The sequence below is a fragment of the Roseicyclus salinarum genome, from assembly GCF_029624655.1.
Classification (GTDB): Bacteria; Pseudomonadota; Alphaproteobacteria; order Rhodobacterales; family Rhodobacteraceae; genus Roseibacterium; species Roseibacterium salinarum.
This window is the reverse complement of sequence record NZ_JARRSA010000016.1, coordinates 1-16,401: the sequence shown is the minus strand read 5'-3', so window position 1 is coordinate 16,401 and position 16,401 is coordinate 1. Positions and strand designations below refer to the sequence as shown.

The 16,401-nt window shown below is 69.2% G+C and carries 10 protein-coding genes; 1 reads left to right on the top strand and 9 read right to left on the bottom strand.

The features are described from left to right. Positions 1-24 precede the first annotated feature (24 nt). From P6F26_RS12015 to P6F26_RS11995, 5 genes are all read right to left on the bottom strand, one after another. Positions 25-1,416: an amidase gene (locus P6F26_RS12015; RefSeq protein WP_278028937.1), complete on the bottom strand. Its 1,392-nt coding sequence runs from the start codon at positions 1,414-1,416 to the stop codon at positions 25-27. Positions 1,417-1,496: 80 nt separating this feature from the next. Next, positions 1,497-2,624 (bottom strand): peptide chain release factor 2, encoded by a 1,128-nt coding sequence (gene prfB, locus P6F26_RS12010; protein WP_278028936.1) that lies wholly within the window; start codon positions 2,622-2,624, stop codon positions 1,497-1,499. Between the two features lie 87 nt (positions 2,625-2,711). Further along, entirely contained in the window at positions 2,712-5,321 is a 2,610-nt protein-coding gene (locus tag P6F26_RS12005) for a penicillin-binding protein 1A (RefSeq protein ID WP_278028935.1), read from the bottom strand. 218 nt (positions 5,322-5,539) lie between these two features. Continuing rightward, positions 5,540-6,760 carry an N-acetylmuramoyl-L-alanine amidase gene (locus P6F26_RS12000; protein WP_278028934.1) on the bottom strand — a complete coding sequence of 407 codons (1,221 nt, stop codon included), beginning with the start codon at positions 6,758-6,760 and terminating at the stop codon, positions 5,540-5,542. Positions 6,761-6,855: 95 nt separating this feature from the next. Continuing rightward, positions 6,856-7,998: a pyridoxal phosphate-dependent aminotransferase gene (locus P6F26_RS11995; RefSeq protein ID WP_278028933.1), complete on the bottom strand. Its 1,143-nt coding sequence runs from the start codon at positions 7,996-7,998 to the stop codon at positions 6,856-6,858. A 161-nt stretch (positions 7,999-8,159) separates the two neighbouring features. Here P6F26_RS11995 and P6F26_RS11990 point away from each other — a divergent pair, with 161 nt between their 5' ends. Then, positions 8,160-8,909, top strand: a complete 750-nt coding sequence (locus P6F26_RS11990) for a DsbA family protein (RefSeq protein ID WP_278028932.1) — start codon at positions 8,160-8,162, stop codon at positions 8,907-8,909. Between the two features lie 159 nt (positions 8,910-9,068). On the opposite strand, the gene P6F26_RS11985 is transcribed toward P6F26_RS11990, so the two are convergent. The 4 genes from P6F26_RS11985 to P6F26_RS11970 form a co-directional block, all read right to left on the bottom strand. Next, positions 9,069-9,761, bottom strand: a complete 693-nt coding sequence (locus P6F26_RS11985; RefSeq protein ID WP_278028931.1) for a substrate-binding domain-containing protein — start codon at positions 9,759-9,761, stop codon at positions 9,069-9,071. Positions 9,762-10,129: 368 nt separating this feature from the next. After that, complete coding sequence (locus P6F26_RS11980) at positions 10,130-12,793, bottom strand: Rne/Rng family ribonuclease (protein ID WP_278028930.1); 2,664 nt, start codon at positions 12,791-12,793, stop codon at positions 10,130-10,132. 520 nt (positions 12,794-13,313) lie between these two features. Next, on the bottom strand, positions 13,314-14,630 hold the full coding sequence (locus tag P6F26_RS11975) for a sigma-54-dependent transcriptional regulator (RefSeq protein WP_278028929.1): 1,317 nt from the start codon (positions 14,628-14,630) through the stop codon (positions 13,314-13,316). A 19-nt stretch (positions 14,631-14,649) separates the two neighbouring features. Then, on the bottom strand, positions 14,650-16,395 hold the full coding sequence (locus P6F26_RS11970; RefSeq protein ID WP_278028987.1) for a sensor histidine kinase: 1,746 nt from the start codon (positions 16,393-16,395) through the stop codon (positions 14,650-14,652). Between the last annotated feature and the right edge of the window lie 6 nt (positions 16,396-16,401).

Here is a 16,401-nt window from a genome sequence, read left to right as displayed (position 1 = left end):
TCGCGCGGCAAGGCGCTCGGCGCATCAGAGGCGGATGGGACGCGGCCCGATCGTGGTCTCGTAGGCCTCGGCCATGCCCAGCAGACGCGCGTCCGAGCCTGCCGGCCCGATCAGCTGCACGCCCCCCGGAAGCCCGCCCGGCCCGGTGCCCGCCGGCATCCCCAGCGCCGGCAGACCGCCCAGCGAGGCCGGCACCACGACCTCCATCCACCGGTGATATGTGTCCATCCCCTGCCCCGCGATCTCGCGCGGCCAGTCCCATTCGGCCGGGAACGGCCAGAGTTGGGTCGAGGGCAGCACCAGGGCGTCGAACCGCGCGAAAAGCGTCTCCAGCGCGGCCAGCCACTCGCCCCGAAGCGCAACCGCCCGTTCCACCCTATCGCCGGTCATGGCGAAACCACGCTCCACCTCCCAACGCACCTGCGCGTTCAGCGCGTCGCGGCGGTCGGGGTCGCGGGCGTGCACGCCCAGCTCGAGCGCGAGGATGAAGCTTCGCAGGTCGGTCCAGCTGTCCCAGAGAAGGTCGCGCGGGACGGGCGGCGCCACGGCTTCCACCACCCAGCCGAGCGCCTCCATCCGGGCAAGCGCGGTCTCCGCGAGATGCAGGATCCCCGGTTCCGTCGCATAGGCCCCGCCCCAGTCGCCCAGCCAGGCCACGCGCGGCCGGGCGGGCGCGTCCGCGACGCCCGCGAAGGCCCCGCCCGACATCGTCTCCAGAAGCGCCGCGAGATCTTCGATGCCGCGCGCCATGGGCCCCATCGTGGAGATGCGCGGCGCCAGCGCGAGGCCCGCGTCCTCGCGCGGGATCAGGCCCGGCGTCGGCCGGAAGCCGTAGACGTCGCACCATGCCGCCGGGTTGCGAAGCGATCCCATCATGTCGGTGCCGTCCGCGACCGCCACCATCCCGGTCGCCAGCGCCGCCGCGGCCCCGCCGGACGAGCCTCCGGCCGTGCGCGAGGTGTCGGCGGGGTTGCGCGTCACCCCGAAGACGGGGTTCGTGGAATGGCCTCCGAGCGCGAACATTGGCACGTTGGTCTTGCCGATGACGATGGCCCCCGCCGCCTTCAGCCGCGCCACCACCGGCGCGTCCGCCGCAGCCTTTCGCGCCGCGAGGAAGGGCGCGCCGCGACTCGTCGGAAGGCCCTTCACATCGGCAAGATCCTTCACCGCGATGGGGATCCCGTGAAGCCAGCCACGCGGGCCCGAACTGCGCAACTCGGCCTCCATCAGCCGCGCCTCGCCCATCAGGGCCTCGCGGTCGCGCAGCGACACGATGGCGTTCACGCGGCCGTTGACCGCGTCGATCCTCGACAGCGTCTCCCGCATCAGTTCGACGGGAGAGACCTCACCGCCCGCGATCCGCGCCGCCTGCGCCCGCGCGCCCTGCCCGACAAGCTCCAAACGCCTCTCCTTCATCCTTGCAGGAAACTCCCGCCGGAGGCCCTGCGCGGCCGAGCAGCTCCCGGCACGGGGGCCCGAGGCCGCGCATCACCGGCTCATGCCTCGGCGCGCGCCTCCGACCGGCTCTTTCCGCTGGCGTCCATGGCGAGCGTGGCCGCCATCAGCCCGTCGAGATCGCCGTCCAGAACGCCTTGGGTATCGGACGTCTCGTAGTTCGTCCTGAGATCCTTCACCATCTGGTAGGGCTGCAGGACGTAGGAGCGGATCTGGTTGCCCCAGCCCGCCTCGCCCTTGGCGTCATGCGCCTCCTGGATCGAGGCGGTGCGGCGCTCCAGTTCCATCTGGTAGAGACGCGACTTCAGCGCCTTCATCGCGATGTCGCGGTTCTGGTGCTGCGACTTCTCCGAGGAGGTCACGACGATGCCCGTGGGCAGGTGCGTGATGCGGACGGCGGAGTCCGTCGTGTTGACGTGCTGGCCCCCGGCGCCCGAGGAGCGGTAGGTGTCGATGCGGATCTCCGAGGGGTTCACCTCGATCTCGATGTTGTCGTCCACCACGGGGTAGACCCAGACCGACGAGAACGACGTGTGACGCCGCGCGGCGCTGTCGTAGGGCGAGATTCGCACCAGCCGGTGCACGCCCGACTCCGACTTGAGCCAGCCATAGGCGTTGTGGCCCGAGATCTTGTAGACCGCCGACTTGATGCCCGCCTCCTCGCCGTAGCTGACCGATTGCAGCTCGACCTCGTATCCGTGCTTCTCGGCCCAGCGGGTGTACATCCGCGCCAGCATCCCCGCCCAGTCGCAGCTTTCCGTCCCGCCCGCGCCGGCATTCACCTCGAGGAAGGTATCGTTGGCGTCCGCCTCGCCATCCAGCAGCGCCTCGAGCTCCTTTGCCGCCGCCTTCTGTGCCAGCTCCGCCAGCGCCGCCTCGGCCTCGGCCACGACCTCCTTGTCGTCCTCCGCTTCGCCCAGCTCGATCAGCTCGGCATTGTCGTTCAGCCCCGACCGGATCGCCTCGTAGGTGCCGATCTGGTCGACGAGGAACTGGCGGTCGCGCATCAGCTTCTGCGCGCGCTCGGCGTCGTTCCACAGGTCGGGGTCCTCGACGCGGGCGTTGAACTCCTCCAGCCGGTGCTGCGCGGTCTCGAGGTCCATCCGCTGCCCCAGGAGAGCCAGCGACTTGCGGATCTTTTCGATGTGAGCTTGCGTCTCGGCGCGCATGGGTCTGCCTCCTCGGTCGGGTGGGCGAGAGATAGTGGATCGCGGCCCGCCCCTCAAGACGGACCGCATCCCGTCGCGGGGCCACTGTCAGTAGAGGCCGCCCGACGACAGCGTGCCGAAGCCCGTGCCCGTGGGCACCCGCGCCGCGTCGCCGGTGGAGGTGTTCACGGTCGTCTCCTCGCGCTCCGTCGCGGCCGAGCCCGGCTGGATCTCCATGCCCTCGGCCTGGCCCTCGCCGCGGCCGAACATCGGCAGGTCCGATCCCATGCTCCAGCCACCGTCGATGACCGCCAGAAGCCCTTCGTAGGGCGCCTCGCCCTCGCGGAACAACTCGTAGACCACATGCTCGCCCGCGCTGCCGGGCGGCAGGCGCTGGCCCGAGTAGCGGTCGATCGGGTAGAACACGCCGCCCGGCGGCACCGCGAAGGGCGCGCCGCCGTATTCACGCACGGCCTCGCGCATGAATTCCGCGAAGACCGGGCCGCACATGCCGCCGCCCGAGGCGCCGCGCCCAAGGCTCCGCGGCTGGTCGTAGCCGATGTAGCAGCCCGCCACGATGGTCGAGGAGAAGCCGACGAACCAGACGTCGCGGGCGTCGTTGGTGGTGCCGGTCTTGCCCGCGAGTGCTGCGGGGATGCCCGCGCCGCCCACGCTGCCGGCCGCCGTGCCGCGCTGCACGACGCCCTCCAGCATCGAGGTGAGCTGGTAGGCGGTGACGGGGTCGATGACCCGCTCGCGGTTCGACACGATGCGCGGCCCCATCCCGGGATCGAGCGAGGCCAGCTCGCAATCGGGGCAGAGACGCTGGTCGTGGCGGTAGACGGTGTGCCCGTAGCGGTCCTGGATGCGGTCGACGAGCGTCGGCTCGACCCGTTCGCCGCCATTGGCGAACATCGCGTAGGCCGCGACCATGCGGTAGAGCGTCGTCTCCTGGCTGCCCAGAGAATTGGCGAGGAAGGACTGCATCTCGTCGTAGACGCCGAAACGCTCGGCATAGCGGGCGACGGTGTCCATGCCGACGTCCTGCGCCAGCCGCACCGTCATCAGGTTCCGCGACCGCTCGATCCCGGTGCGCAGCGGCGCGGGGCCGTAGAACTGGTTCGAGGCGTTCGTGGGACGCCACATGCCGTCGGGCGTCTCGACCTCGATGGGGGCGTCGATGACGATGGTGTTGGGCCCGTAGCCTGAATCAAGCGCCGCGGCATAGACGAAGGGCTTGAAGGACGACCCCGGCTGGCGGGTGGCCTGCGTCGCGCGGTTGAAGCTCGACTCCTGGTAGGAAAAGCCGCCCTGCATCGCGATCACCCGGCCGGTGTTCACGTCCATCGCCATGAAGGCTCCCTGAACCTCGGGGATCTGGCGCAGGGTCCAGCGCATGAACGACCCGTCGCTGTCGCGTGTCATGGCGCGGACATGCACCACGTCGCCGACCGACAGAAGGTCGCCCGCGACCCGCGCCTGCGGGCCGGCGTTGCCGTCCTCGTCGACGGGCCGCGCCCATGTGACGTCCTCGGCGGGGATGAAATGGCCGTCCTCGTCCTCGGCGACGCCCTCGATCCCGATGCGCGCCGAACTGTCGCCGACCTCCAGCACCACGGCGGGCGACCATCCGTCGATGTCGCGCGGAATGTCCGCCTCGGCGAGCGCGGCGCGCCACGCCTCCTCGCCGCCCGCCAGGACCTCGGGGTCGATCCGGGCCTCGGGTCCGTGCCAGCGGCCCTGCGTGCGGTCGTAGGTCTCGAGCGCGCGGCGCAGCGCGCGTTCGGCCACGCGCTGCAGATCCTCGTCCATCGAGGCGCGCACGGCATAGCCGCCGGTAAAGAAATCGTCCTGCCCGTATTCGGCCGAAAGCTGGCGGCGGATCTCGTCGGTGAAGTAGTTCCGCGGCGGCACCGTCGCGCGGTACGGCTCGATATGGCCACCCTGCACCGTCTCGAGCGGCGCGGCGCTGGCGCGCTCCATCTCGGTCTCGGAGATGTAGCCGTTCTCGAACATCTCGCGCAGCACATAGTTGCGCCGGTTCACCGCGCGGTCGTAGTCGCGCACCGGATGGAAGTTCGACGGCGCCTGCGGAAGCGCGGCCAGGTAGGCAGCCTGCTCCAGCGTCAGGTCCTCGAGCGGGGCGTTGAAGTAGGTCTGCGCCGCCGCCGCGACCCCGTAGGAGTTCTGGCCGAGGAAGATCTCGTTCAGATAGAGTTCGAGGATGCGCTCCTTAGACAGCGACTGCTCGATCCGGGCGGCGAGGATGATCTCGCGCACCTTCCGCTCGACCGTTCGCGAGCCGTCGAGAAGGAAGTTCTTCATCACCTGCTGCGTGATCGTGGAGGCCCCGCGCACCGACTGGCCGCGGGTGCGGACCGCCTCGACGAAGGCCGCCATGATGGCGCGGGGGTCGTAGCCCTGATGCTCCCAGAAATTGCGGTCCTCGGCCGAGACGAAGGCGTTGGCGACCACGTCCGGGATCTCCTCGGCGCCCACGAAGAGGCGGCGCTCGGCGGCGAATTCGTCGACCACGACGCCCTCCCGCGAGTAGATCCGGCTGATCGTCGGCGGCGCGTAGTTCGACAGCGTCTCGTGGTCGGGAAGGTCGTGGCTGTAGAGAAACAGCAACCCGCCGATGCCGAGCGCCGCGAAGACGAGGCCCAGCACGACCGTGCTGAAGACCGAGCCGAAAAAGCCAAAAACGAAACGGAACATCCAAAATCCTTCGCTGCCGGGTCTTCGCCATGCCCGCCCGTCAGGGCCGCCCCCGCCCGCGCGTGACGGCCGGGCGCCCCGGTCCGCGCCTTATACGCGCCTCGCCCGTCACGGTCAAAACGCGAACGCGTGCACAGCGGCTTTCCGCGTGGGGCGAAAGGGGGCGGGCGCGGGCGGCGCCGGGAGGCGCCTCCGCGATCCCGCGCGATGCCGCCGTCCTACTGCCGCAACAGCGCCGCGCGCGCCGCGTCGGCGTCGGCCCATGCAAGGACCGCTTCCACCAGCGCCGCCTGCATCCGCGCGCGCCATTCGGGGTCGAGGATGTTCTCGAGGTCGGAATCGTCGGACATGAAGCCGATCTCCACGAGCACCGAGGGTATGTCGGCCGCGCGCAGCACGGTGAAACCGGCCTCCCCGCGCGGGCGCCCGTGCAGGCGCACGTCAGCGTTGCCGATCGCGCCCACGAGGGCGTCGGCCAGCGTCTCGGCCCGCGGCGCAGTCTCGACACGGGCGAGGTCCATCAGCACGCCCGCCACCACGTCGTCGCTTTGCGACAGGTCGATGCCCTGCAGGATGTCGGCGCGGTCGTGCTGCTCGGCGAGCGCCGCGCTCGCCGCGTCCGACGCGGTTTCGGACAGCGTGTAGACGGTAGCGCCCTGCGCGCGCCCCTCGGCGAGCGCGTCGGCATGGATCGACACGAACGCGTCGGCGCCGGCCGCGCGTGCGATGGTGACGCGCGTCGGCAGCGGCACGAAGATGTCGGCCTCGCGCGTCAGCACGACTTCGGCGCGGCCGGTGCGGCGCAGCGCCTCGGCCAGTTCCCGCGCGAACGTCAGGACGAGGACGGCCTCGGTGTGATCGCCGCGCACCGCGCCGGGGTCCACGCCGCCGTGGCCCGGATCGAGCACGACGACCAGTCGCCCGTCCTGCCGTCCCGCGGCCGGGGCCTCGGGCGGCGCGAGGTCCGCGACCAGACCATCGGGCAGCCCCGCCGCGGCGCGGAAGGCCGCGGGCGCGACAGGCTCGAGCGTCAGGCGCACATGGGCCGCGCCGGTGATGCTGTCGGTCTCCATCGCCGCGAGGCGCGGACGCATCGGTGCTGCGAGCGTCACGATCATGCGCGACCAGCCAGGATCGTAGGCCGCGCCCGTGGCGACCGACACCACGTTTGGCACGTCGTCCCCGAAACCGGTCGGCAGTCCGTCCCAGAGCACCTCACGGAAGTCGACGACCACGCGCCAGGGATCGGCCAGCGTGAAGACGCGGAACGGAACGGGCTGGCTGAGGCCAAGCGACAGGGAAAGCACGCCCTCCCCTGCCTCGACCTCCGTCGCATCCGGGACGACGCGCGCCAGCGCGCCGAAGCCCTGCGCCAGCGCGGAGGCGGCGGAAAGGCTCGTCAGGACGACGAGGATGAGGCTCAGGACTGCTCGGCGCACGGGCTTTTCCCGGTCGGATTGGCTGCGGAACGCCTAGCAGATCGCGGCGCCCGACCCAAGCGCCGTTTCGGGCCAGCGCGCCCGCATGACGGCCCTCAGCCCTTGAAGAACCGCACGAGGCGCGCGACGCCCTCCTCGATCTCGGGGGTGGAGCGCGCGTAGGAAAAGCGCAGCGTGCCCTGCCCGCGGGTCTTGTCGAAGTCGAGGCCCGGCGTCACCGCGACGCCTGCCTCGGCGAGGATGCGATCGGACAGCGCCTTGCTGTCCGCGGTCAGGTCGGACACGTCCGCATAGACGTAGAAGGCCCCGTCGGCAGGGGCCGTCCGGGTCAGCCCCGCGCGGGCGAGGCCCGCAAGCAGGACCTCGCGGTTGCGGGCATAGGTCTTGCGGTGTTCGTCAAGTTCCGCGCGCCCCTCGGGGCTGAGCGCGCCCAGCGCCGCTACCTGGCTGGCATGGGCGGGACAGATGAACATGTTCTGCGCCAGCCGCTCGACGATGCGCACATGCTCGGGCGGGACCACCATCCAGCCCAGCCGCCAGCCGGTCATCGAGAAATACTTGGAGAAGGAGTTGATGACGTAGACCTCGTCCGTCGCTTCCAGCGCGCTGACCGCCCGGCCCTCGTATTGCAGGCCGTGGTAGATCTCGTCCGAGATCAGCGCGATGTCGCGGTCGCGGCAGGCCCCGGCCAGCGCCGCAATCGCGTCGAGGGACAGCATCGTGCCCGTCGGATTGGCCGGGCTTGCCACGATCAGTCCCGAAAGATCGTCCGAAAGCTGGCCCGGCACCGGCTGGAACCGCGCCGCGGCGTCGGTCACGAGGCCCACGGGCGTCAGGCTCAACGCCGTGAGGATCTGCCGGTAGGACGGATAGCAGGGCTCGCCCAGGCCCACGCGCTCGCCCGCGTCGAACAGCGCCGTGAACGCCAGCAGGAAACCGCCCGACGCGCCCGAAGTCAGAACGACGCGCGCGGGGTCGAGGTCGATGCCGTACCATTCGCCGTAAAGATCCGCGATCCGCGCGCGCAGGTCGGGCCTGCCCAACGCCACCGTATAGCCCAGCGGCCCCTTCTCCATCTCCTGCGCGAGCCGCCGCCGCGCCGCCTCGGGCGCGCCGCTTCCGGGCTGACCGACTTCCATGTGGACGATGTCGCGGCCCGCCTCCTCGGCGGCGCGCGCGGCCTCCATCACGTCCATCACGATGAAGGGATCGACCCCGGACCTTCCTGAATGCCGCATCCCGCGCCCCTTCCGTTCATGGATGGGGGGCGTCAAAGCAGCCGCGGGGCGGATCGTCAATGGCGTCGCCCGCCCGTGCGCGCCGGGGGCTTCGCCCGGCTGGATTCAGGCCCCATATGTGCTAGGCGTATCCGAAGCCGCCCAGAGACGGAGATGAGCGCATGAAGTTTCTCGCACCGCTGGCCTTGGCCGGCGCCATCGCGGCAGGTCCCGCCGCCGCCGACCTGACCGACCTGACCGACGCCGAACGCGACGCCTTCCGCGCCGAGGTGCGGGCGTATCTTCTGGAGAACCCCGAGGTCCTGATGGAGGCGATCGGCGTGCTCGAGCAGCGCCAGGTCGCCGCCGAGGCCGAGCGCGATACCATGTCGCTCGCCGCCAATGCCGACGCGATCTTCAATTCGGCCTTCGACTGGGTCGGGGGCAATCCCGAGGGCGACGTGGTGCTGGTGGAGTTCATGGACTACCGCTGCAGCTTCTGCCGGCGCGCCCATCCCGAGGTGTCCAGCCTCGTCGAGATGGACGGCGACATCCGTTACGTCGTGAAGGAATTCCCGATCCTCGGCGAACAGTCGGTGCTGGCCTCGCGCTTCGCCATCGCAACCCGCATCGCCCATGGCGACGAAGCCTACGGCGAGATGAACGACGCGCTGATGGTGATGCGCGGCGACATGACCGAGGCGTCGCTCGCGGCCACGGCCAACGAGCTGGGTCTCGACCCCGCGCCGATCCTCGCGGCCATGGACGACCCGCTGGTGGCGCAGACGATTTCCTACAACCGCGATCTCGCGCAGCGACTGGCGATCACCGGCACGCCGACCTTCGTCTTCGGCGACCAGCTGGTTCGGGGCTACGTTCCGCTCGACGACATGCTCCAGATCGTCGATGCGGTGCGGTCCGAGACGAACTGAGCGCCGGGCGACGCCGCGACGCGGCCGGAACGAAGACGGGCGCCCCGAGGGGCGCCCTTTGCCTTTCGCTGCACCGCTGTCCAAGTGCCGAAGTGCGGACAAAGGAAACGGAGGGCCTTTCCCATCAGCATGAGATATGGCTGGAACGTCAAAACGCGGTCACGCAAGTTCAAAACGCACAATTCCCGCCGCCTTGAGGTCATCGTCGAGACGGTGATCCGTGAGGAAATCGATCACCGTTGCCGCAGCGACCGGTGATGCGGCGCTCCGAAAAACCGACATGTCGATATGGGTCCCAAGGTGTTCCGGGAATACGGCTGCGGGAACAACTCCAGGCGTGGCAAGCACAGTGGTAAGAGGGGCGATCGCGAGCTCGTATTCGCCAGCTGCGACCGATGCCGCCGGCACGCCGCCAGCCATGGCGTGGCTTCGCGGCAAGACGGACCCGGTCAACTCCATGCGCTCCAGGACATCCAGATACGTGCGGCCACTCGTCCCGGCACCCGTGTAGGCAATGCTTTTCGCGTTGCCGAGAAGCGCCGCGATGTCCTTTTCATCTTCGACGAACTCGCTCTGCGCACCGCTCCTGCGTGCTACCGCAAGCGGGACGCGACCGAACGCGCGATGGCTACCGCCGTCCGCCAATCCGTCTTCGATCAAGGGCTTTACGTAAGGGGGATTTGTCAGAGCGATATCATAGGGTTCCCCGGCTCTGATCCGCTCGGGGATCAGCGGGTTAAGCTCAACTTTCTGCAAAAGCCTCACAGCTGTCTCGGCTTCCACGCGCGGTCCGAGGCGCTTCATTATGGCCCGGATTGCCGCAGGAACGAACATCCGCAAAGCATCCGGCATGTGGCTCCCCCCCTTGGACGCCGACCACGCTGTGGCCCTTCAGTTAAACTTTACAGTTCGATATCCGGCAAGCGCGAATGCCGTCGCGTCCGCTCCGGGCTCCTCCTGGCCGTTCGCAGCTTCCAGCACCGACGTCCGTCAAGGGCCGATTTCGCAGGTGACGTGGACGGGCAGATCGCGCGGGAAACCGAAGCCGCTCTGACCACTGCCAAGCCCGCCGAGCCGACCTTCGCACCAAGAGGCTCCCGAAGATTTTTTTGGGGGCCTCTCTGGGACATTGCCTCATGCCGAGAGAGGCCCGGCCACGCGCTGCACCACGAAATGGAAAGGGCGCCCCGTCGGGCGCCCTTTTTTTCCTGCCGTCCGGCTCAGCCGAGCGACCACCAGCCGCGGCGCTTGGGTTTGCCCTCGCCGCCCGCGCCTTCGGTCTCCGGCTCGCGCTCGGGGGCCTGTTCGGGTGCGGCTTCCGGCTCGGGCGCCTTTTCGGCGGCTGCGGGTTCCGGCTCGGGCTCGGCCGCCGTCTCGACCGGTTCCGCAGCGGCGGGTTCGGGCTGGGGTTCGGGCTCGGCTTCCTGCGCCGCGGCTTCCTGCGGCTCGGGGGTCCGGTCCTCGGTCGCGGCCACGGCGGCCTCTTCCTTGGCCGGGGCCTCTGCGGCCTCCGCGGTCACGGTCTCGCCCTCGGCGCCCTGGCCTTCATCGCCCTGGCCTTCGTCGCCGCCCGCGGCACCGCGCCGGCCGCGTCCGCCACGCCGGCTCCGGCGCTTCTTCTTCGGCTCGTCGTCGCCGGTTTCGGCCTCGCCGCCGCTCTCGCCTTCCGGCTCGGCCGGCTGCGCCTCGGCCGCGTCCTCGGTCTCGTCGCGGGGCTCGTGCTGGGGACGGCCGGCCTCGTCGCCATTGTCCTCGCCGTTATCGTCCGCGCCACCCTTGCGCCGGCCGCGGCCGCCCCGGCGGCGCCGGCGCTTCTTCCTCGGCTGTTCGTCGGTCTCGGACGCGGCGGGCGCCTGCGGCGCTTCCTCGGCCTCGATGACCTCGGCCTCCTCGACGACGTTCTCCTCCTCGATGTCGTCCATCAGGGCGGTGTCCATCGACATGATCGGCGCGGTCGCCGTGACGCGGCGCGTCGCGGTCTTGAAACGCTCGATCTTGAAGTCGGGCGAAATCATCTGCGCGTCGGCCTCGATGCGGATCGACAGGCCGGTGCGGCCCTCGATCGCTTCGATGTAGTCGCGCTTGTGGTTGATCAGGAAGTTCACGATGCCGACCGGCGCGGTCAGCAGGACCTCCTTGGCGCGGCCGCGGGTGCCCTCTTCCTCCAGCTGGCGCAGGATCGACAGCCCGAGGCTGTCGTCCGAACGCAGAAGTCCGGTCCCGTGGCAATGCGGGCAAGGCTGCGTCGTCGCCTCGAGCATTCCGGGGCGCAGGCGCTGGCGGCTCATTTCCATGAGACCGAAGGTCGAGATGCGGCCCACCTGGATGCGCGCGCGGTCGGTCTTCAGCTTGTCCTTGATGCGCTTCTCGACGGCGACGTTGTTGCGCCGCTCGTCCATGTCGATGAAGTCGATGACGATGAGGCCGGCAAGGTCACGCAGGCGGACCTGGCGGGCGACCTCCTCGGCCGCCTCGAGGTTGGTCTTGGTCGCCGTCTCCTCGATCGAGCCTTCCTTGGTGGCCCGGCCCGAGTTCACGTCGATGGCCACCAGCGCCTCGGTCACGCCGATCACGATGTAGCCGCCCGACTTCAGCTGCACGACGGGGTTGAACATGTCGGCGAGGTAGCCCTCGACCTTGTAGCGCGCGAAGATCGGAAGCGGGTCGTTGTAGTGCTTCACGTTCTTCGCGTGGCTCGGCATGATCATCTTCATGAAGTTCTTGGCCTGGCGATAGCCGGCCTCGCCCTCCACGAGCACCTCGTCGATGTCGCGATTGTAGAGGTCGCGGATCGTGCGGTGGATCAGGTCGCCTTCCTGGTAGATCGGCGCGGGCGCGATGGACTTCAGCGTCAGTTCGCGCACCTGCTCCCACTGGCGCTGCAGGTATTCGTAGTCGCGCTTGATCTCGGTCTTGGTGCGCTGGCTTCCGGCGGTGCGGATGATGAGGCCCGCCCCCTGCGGCACGTCGAGCGACTGCGCGATCTCCTTCAGTTTCTTTCGATCTGCGGCGTTGGTGATCTTGCGGCTGATGCCGCCGCCGCGCGCGGTGTTGGGCATCAGGACGCAGTAGCGGCCCGCGAGGCTGAGATAGGTGGTCAGCGCAGCGCCCTTGTTGCCGCGCTCTTCCTTGACGACCTGCACCAGCATGATCTGGCGGACCTTGACGACCTCCTGGATCTTGTACTTGCGCGCCCTGACCTTGCGGACCGGGCGGATGTCCTCCTCGGTGTCGTCGTCGGCGACCGTCTCGGCGGTCGGGGCGGCGTCGTCGCCATCCTCGTCGTCGCCGTCGCCCTCGCTGTCGCCCTCGCTGTCGTCGCGTGCCGCTGCGACTGGCTCGCCGGGGGCAGCCCCGGTGACGCCCGCCGTATCCTCGGCCACCGCCGCCGAGAGTTCCTCGGCGCCTTCGACCGGCGTCGTGCCGGCGGTCTCGTCCTCGTCGTCGAGGTCGACGACGTCCATCCCCGAGGGCGTGCCGCGCGCGACCGCGTCCGAGGCGCCGTTCGCGGCTTTCGAGGCGGCGGGCTTGCGGCCACGCGAGCGGCGACGCTTGGACTTCGCCTCCTCCTCGGCCTCCTCGGCCATGGCCTCGGCCATCTCGCGTTCCTCGGCGAGGAGCGCCTCACGGTCCGCGGTGGGGATCTGGTAGTAGTCGGGGTGGATTTCCGAGAAGGCGAGGAAGCCGTGGCGGTTGCCGCCGTAATCCACGAAGGCGGCCTGCAGCGAGGGTTCGACCCGCGTGATCTTCGCCAGATAGATGTTTCCCGCCAGTTGCCGCTTGCTCAGCGACTCGAAATCGAACTCCTCGACCTTGGTTCCGTCGACCACGACGACCCGGGTTTCCTCCGGGTGCGTGGCATCGATAAGCATCTTCTTTGCCATGTTGTCCTTGCCCGCGAACCGCCCGGCACGTCCCCGCGCGGCGTAGCGCCGGGGGGATCGGTGAGGCGGTTGCGATTGTGCTGATCAGCGATGCCTGCGGCGCGCAACGCGGGGCGTGTGCCGCGCGGCGACATGGCCCCGCTTTCCCTCGCCTCGACTGCAAGTGCGCCGTGCATCGCATCTGTCTCCGGCCGCTGCGGGAGCATGTCCCGTGGTCGACCAATCAAACCCCGCTTTGGGGCGGTTCCGGTTGGGCCGGACGGCATGAGCGTCCTGTGGCCCGAGTGACCTGCGATCCCCTCTCGCGGCGGTAAAATGCGGCGCGGATCGGGGATGCAGAGAAACTGGTTGGACTGGCAAACTGCCAGTTGTGTCACATTAAAGGGGTGGCGCGCGTCATGGCAATGGCAATTCGCGCGGAATCGTTCAAGACACGGGCCATGACCCGGAAAACACGGGACTTCCGCCCGAAAAGACCTGCCGCCCGGCGCGCGCGCGATGTTCGCGCGATGCCCCGTTCTCAGAGATAGTCGGACCGGCTCAACCCGTATTTCGCCATCTTCTCGTTCAGCGTCCTGCGCGGCAGGCACAATTCGTCCATCACCGCCGAGATGGAGCCCTTGTGGCGGCGCATCGTGTTGTCGATGAGCATCCTTTCGAAGGCCTCGACGTATTCCTTCAGCGGCTTGCCCTCGGTCGTCATCGCCGGGCCCGTCGCCTCGTTGTCGGCCATCAGGAGCGAGGTGATCGACCCCGAGCCGCGGCGGTTCTGAAGGACGGCGCGCTCGGCGATGTTGACGAGTTGGCGCACGTTGCCGGGCCAGGGCGCCTGCAGAAGCTGCGCGGCCTCCTGCGCGGTCACCTGCGGCGCGTCGCAGCCATATTCCTCGGAGAAGATTTCCGACATGCGGTTGAAGAGGGTCAGGATGTCCTCGCCGCGCGCGCGCAGCGGCGGGCAGATGATCGTCATCGCGGAAAGCCGGAAGAACAGGTCGGGACGCAGCGAATCCTCCAGCGTCCGGCCCTGCGCGTGCTCGTTGCAGATCGCGATGATGCGGGTCTGCGGGGGGCTTTCCTGCTCGTTGATGAAGGTCAGGAGCCGCGCCTGCAGCGCGTTGGGAAGCGCCTCGATGTCCTCAAGGCACAGGGTGCCGCCGCGCGCCTCCTCGACGAGGGGCAGGGAATCGTCGGGGTTCGGTCCGAACAGCTTCTGCGACAGCTGCTCTTCCGCCCAGGCGGAGCACGACACCGAGATGAACTTCCGCGACGCGCGCGGCCCCACGGCGTGCAGCGCATGGGCCACGAGGGTCTTGCCCGTTCCCGTCTCGCCATCGATCAGGACATGGCTGTCGGCCTGACCGAGATCGAGAATGTCCTCGCGCAGCCGCTCCATCTCGGGCGACGAGCCGATGAGCTTCTTCATCACCGCCTTGCCGTCCGACAATTCGCGCCGGAGCGCGCGGTTGTCGAGCGTCAGGCGGCGCTGCTGTCCCGCCTTCTTTGCAAGCTCGGTCATCCGGTCGGGGTTGAATGGCTTCTCGAGAAAGTCGTAGGCACCGATCCGCATCGCCTCGACAGCCATCGGCACGTCGCCATGACCGGTGATGAGGATCACGGGCAGCCCGCTGTCCTGCGCCATCAACCGCTTGAGGAACGTCACGCCGTCCATGCCCGGCATCTTGACGTCCGTGACCACGACGCCCGGATAGTCCGAGCCGATGGCCTTCAGCGCGTCCTCGGCCGAGGCATAGGTCTCGGTCTCGAAGCCCGACAGCGTCAGCCACTGGCTGATCGACTGGCGCATGTCCTGCTCGTCGTCCACGATCGCAATCTTCATCGCGGGTGTCCTTTCATGGTCATTCCGCCGCCTGGCCGCCGGGGCGCGTCGCGTCCTCGGCCAGAAGCGGCAGCCGTATCTCGAAGACCGCGCCCGCGGTCTCGCCGTTGCGCGCGGTCAGCCGCCCGCCGAGGTCCGACACGATCCCCGAGGAAATGGCAAGCCCCAGCCCGACGCCGTCGCCGGGCTGCTTCGTCGTGTAGAAGGGCTCGAACAGGTTCTCGAGGTCCGCGATCCCCTCGCCGCTGTCGCGCACCGTCAGGACCGCCTCGTCCCCTTCGGCGATCAGAAGGTCCAGCTCGCGCCGCTCGGCGTCCTTCATCGCGTCGAGCGCGTTGCGCAGCAGGTTGATGATCACCTGCTCCAGCCGCAGCCGGTCGGCCAGCACCATCACCGGACGCCGCGGCAGGTTCTGCGTGATCTCGACCCGCATCGTCCTGAGCTGCGGCTCCATCATGGTGATCGCACCCTTCAGGGCCTCGCGCAGATCGACGGGCTCGAAGGCCTCGCCGCCCTTGCGCGCATAGGATTTCAACTGCCGCGTGATCGCGCCCATCCGCTCGATCAGGTCGTCGATGCGCTGGAACGACGACCCCGCCTCGTCGAAGCGCCGCCGCTGCAGAAGCAGCTTCGCGCCGGCGAGGTAGGTCTTCATCGCGGCAAGCGGCTGGTTCAGCTCGTGGCTCACCGCCGCCGACATTTCGCCAAGCGCAGCAAGCTTCTGGCTTTGTGCGAGGCTCTGTTCGGCCTCCACGAGGTTCCGCTCGGCCTTCTGCCGGCCGGCAATTTCCCGCTGCAGCCGCGCGTTCAGCCGGCGAAGCTCCGCCGACTCGCGCTGGAACACCGCAGACTGCAACCGCGCCCGCCGGCTCGCGACGTAGAATCCGCCCGCAAGCAGCAGTGCGAATCCCATGATCTCGAGCGCCAGCACCCCGTTCACCCGCTCCCGCACCGAGGCGTAGGCGGTGTAGCTGACGATGCGCCAGCCGCGGAACGGGATCCGCGCCTCCAGCCGGATCGTGTCGTTGCCGAAGAACAGCGCGCTCTGGTCGCCGAAGGCCCAGTTCCCCGTCGCCTCGATGGCGCGCTCGATCGCCGAGGGCGCCGGCTGCAACGTCAGCGCCTCCTCCTCGGTGCGGCCGCGCCAGCGCGGCTCCGTCGACAGGATGATCTCGCCCGCCGCATTGGTCAGGAACACCGCCTCCGTCGTGCCGCGCCAGCGGTCCACGATGCGCCCCAGATCGACCTCCACGAGGATCACGCCGAGCAGCATGTTGTCGACCTCGATCCTGCGCGAGAACGTGAAGTCGAAACGCCCGGTCTCGGGCTCGTTCGTCGTGAATACGGTATCCGCCGACCGCAGCGCCTCCACGAAGAACGGATCGGCCGAGCGCAGTTCCGAGATCCGTTGCCGGTCGGTCGCGGCCACCACGCGCCCCTCGCGGCTCAGGAGGATCAGCGACGCGGCCCCGATCTCGTCGACGTAGGAGATCAGCCGCTGCGAAGTCGAGGTGAAGTCGTTCTGCTCGAGCGAGCGGATCAGGACCGGGTCGCGCGACAGCAGGAGCGGCACCACCGAGTGCCGCTGCAGCTCGGACATGATCGACCCGGAATAGAGCGCAAGGCGCAACTCCGAGCGGTTTCGCGTGCTTTCCGTGAAGCGGTCGGTCAGCCAGATGTTCGACACCCAGATGACCGCGACGGCGAGGCCGAGAAACAGCACCATCGAGATCCGCAGGATCCACGTCCGCCGCCGCCGCGGCAGGCGCCT

Bases quoted from the DNA above. Each gene is read 5' to 3' on its own strand.
- P6F26_RS11980 (WP_278028930.1), bottom strand. From the start codon at position 12,793: ATGGCAAAGAAGATGCTTATCGATGCCACGCACCCGGAGGAAACCCGG.
- P6F26_RS11985 (WP_278028931.1), bottom strand. From the start codon at position 9,761: ATGCCGGATGCTTTGCGGATGTTCGTTCCTGCGGCAATCCGGGCCATA.
- P6F26_RS11990 (WP_278028932.1), top strand. From the start codon at position 8,160: ATGAAGTTTCTCGCACCGCTGGCCTTGGCCGGCGCCATCGCGGCAGGT.
- P6F26_RS12015 (WP_278028937.1), bottom strand. From the start codon at position 1,416: ATGAAGGAGAGGCGTTTGGAGCTTGTCGGGCAGGGCGCGCGGGCGCAG.
- P6F26_RS12005 (WP_278028935.1), bottom strand. From the start codon at position 5,321: ATGTTCCGTTTCGTTTTTGGCTTTTTCGGCTCGGTCTTCAGCACGGTC.
- P6F26_RS11995 (WP_278028933.1), bottom strand. From the start codon at position 7,998: ATGCGGCATTCAGGAAGGTCCGGGGTCGATCCCTTCATCGTGATGGAC.
- prfB (WP_278028936.1), bottom strand. From the start codon at position 2,624: ATGCGCGCCGAGACGCAAGCTCACATCGAAAAGATCCGCAAGTCGCTG.
- P6F26_RS11975 (WP_278028929.1), bottom strand. From the start codon at position 14,630: ATGAAGATTGCGATCGTGGACGACGAGCAGGACATGCGCCAGTCGATC.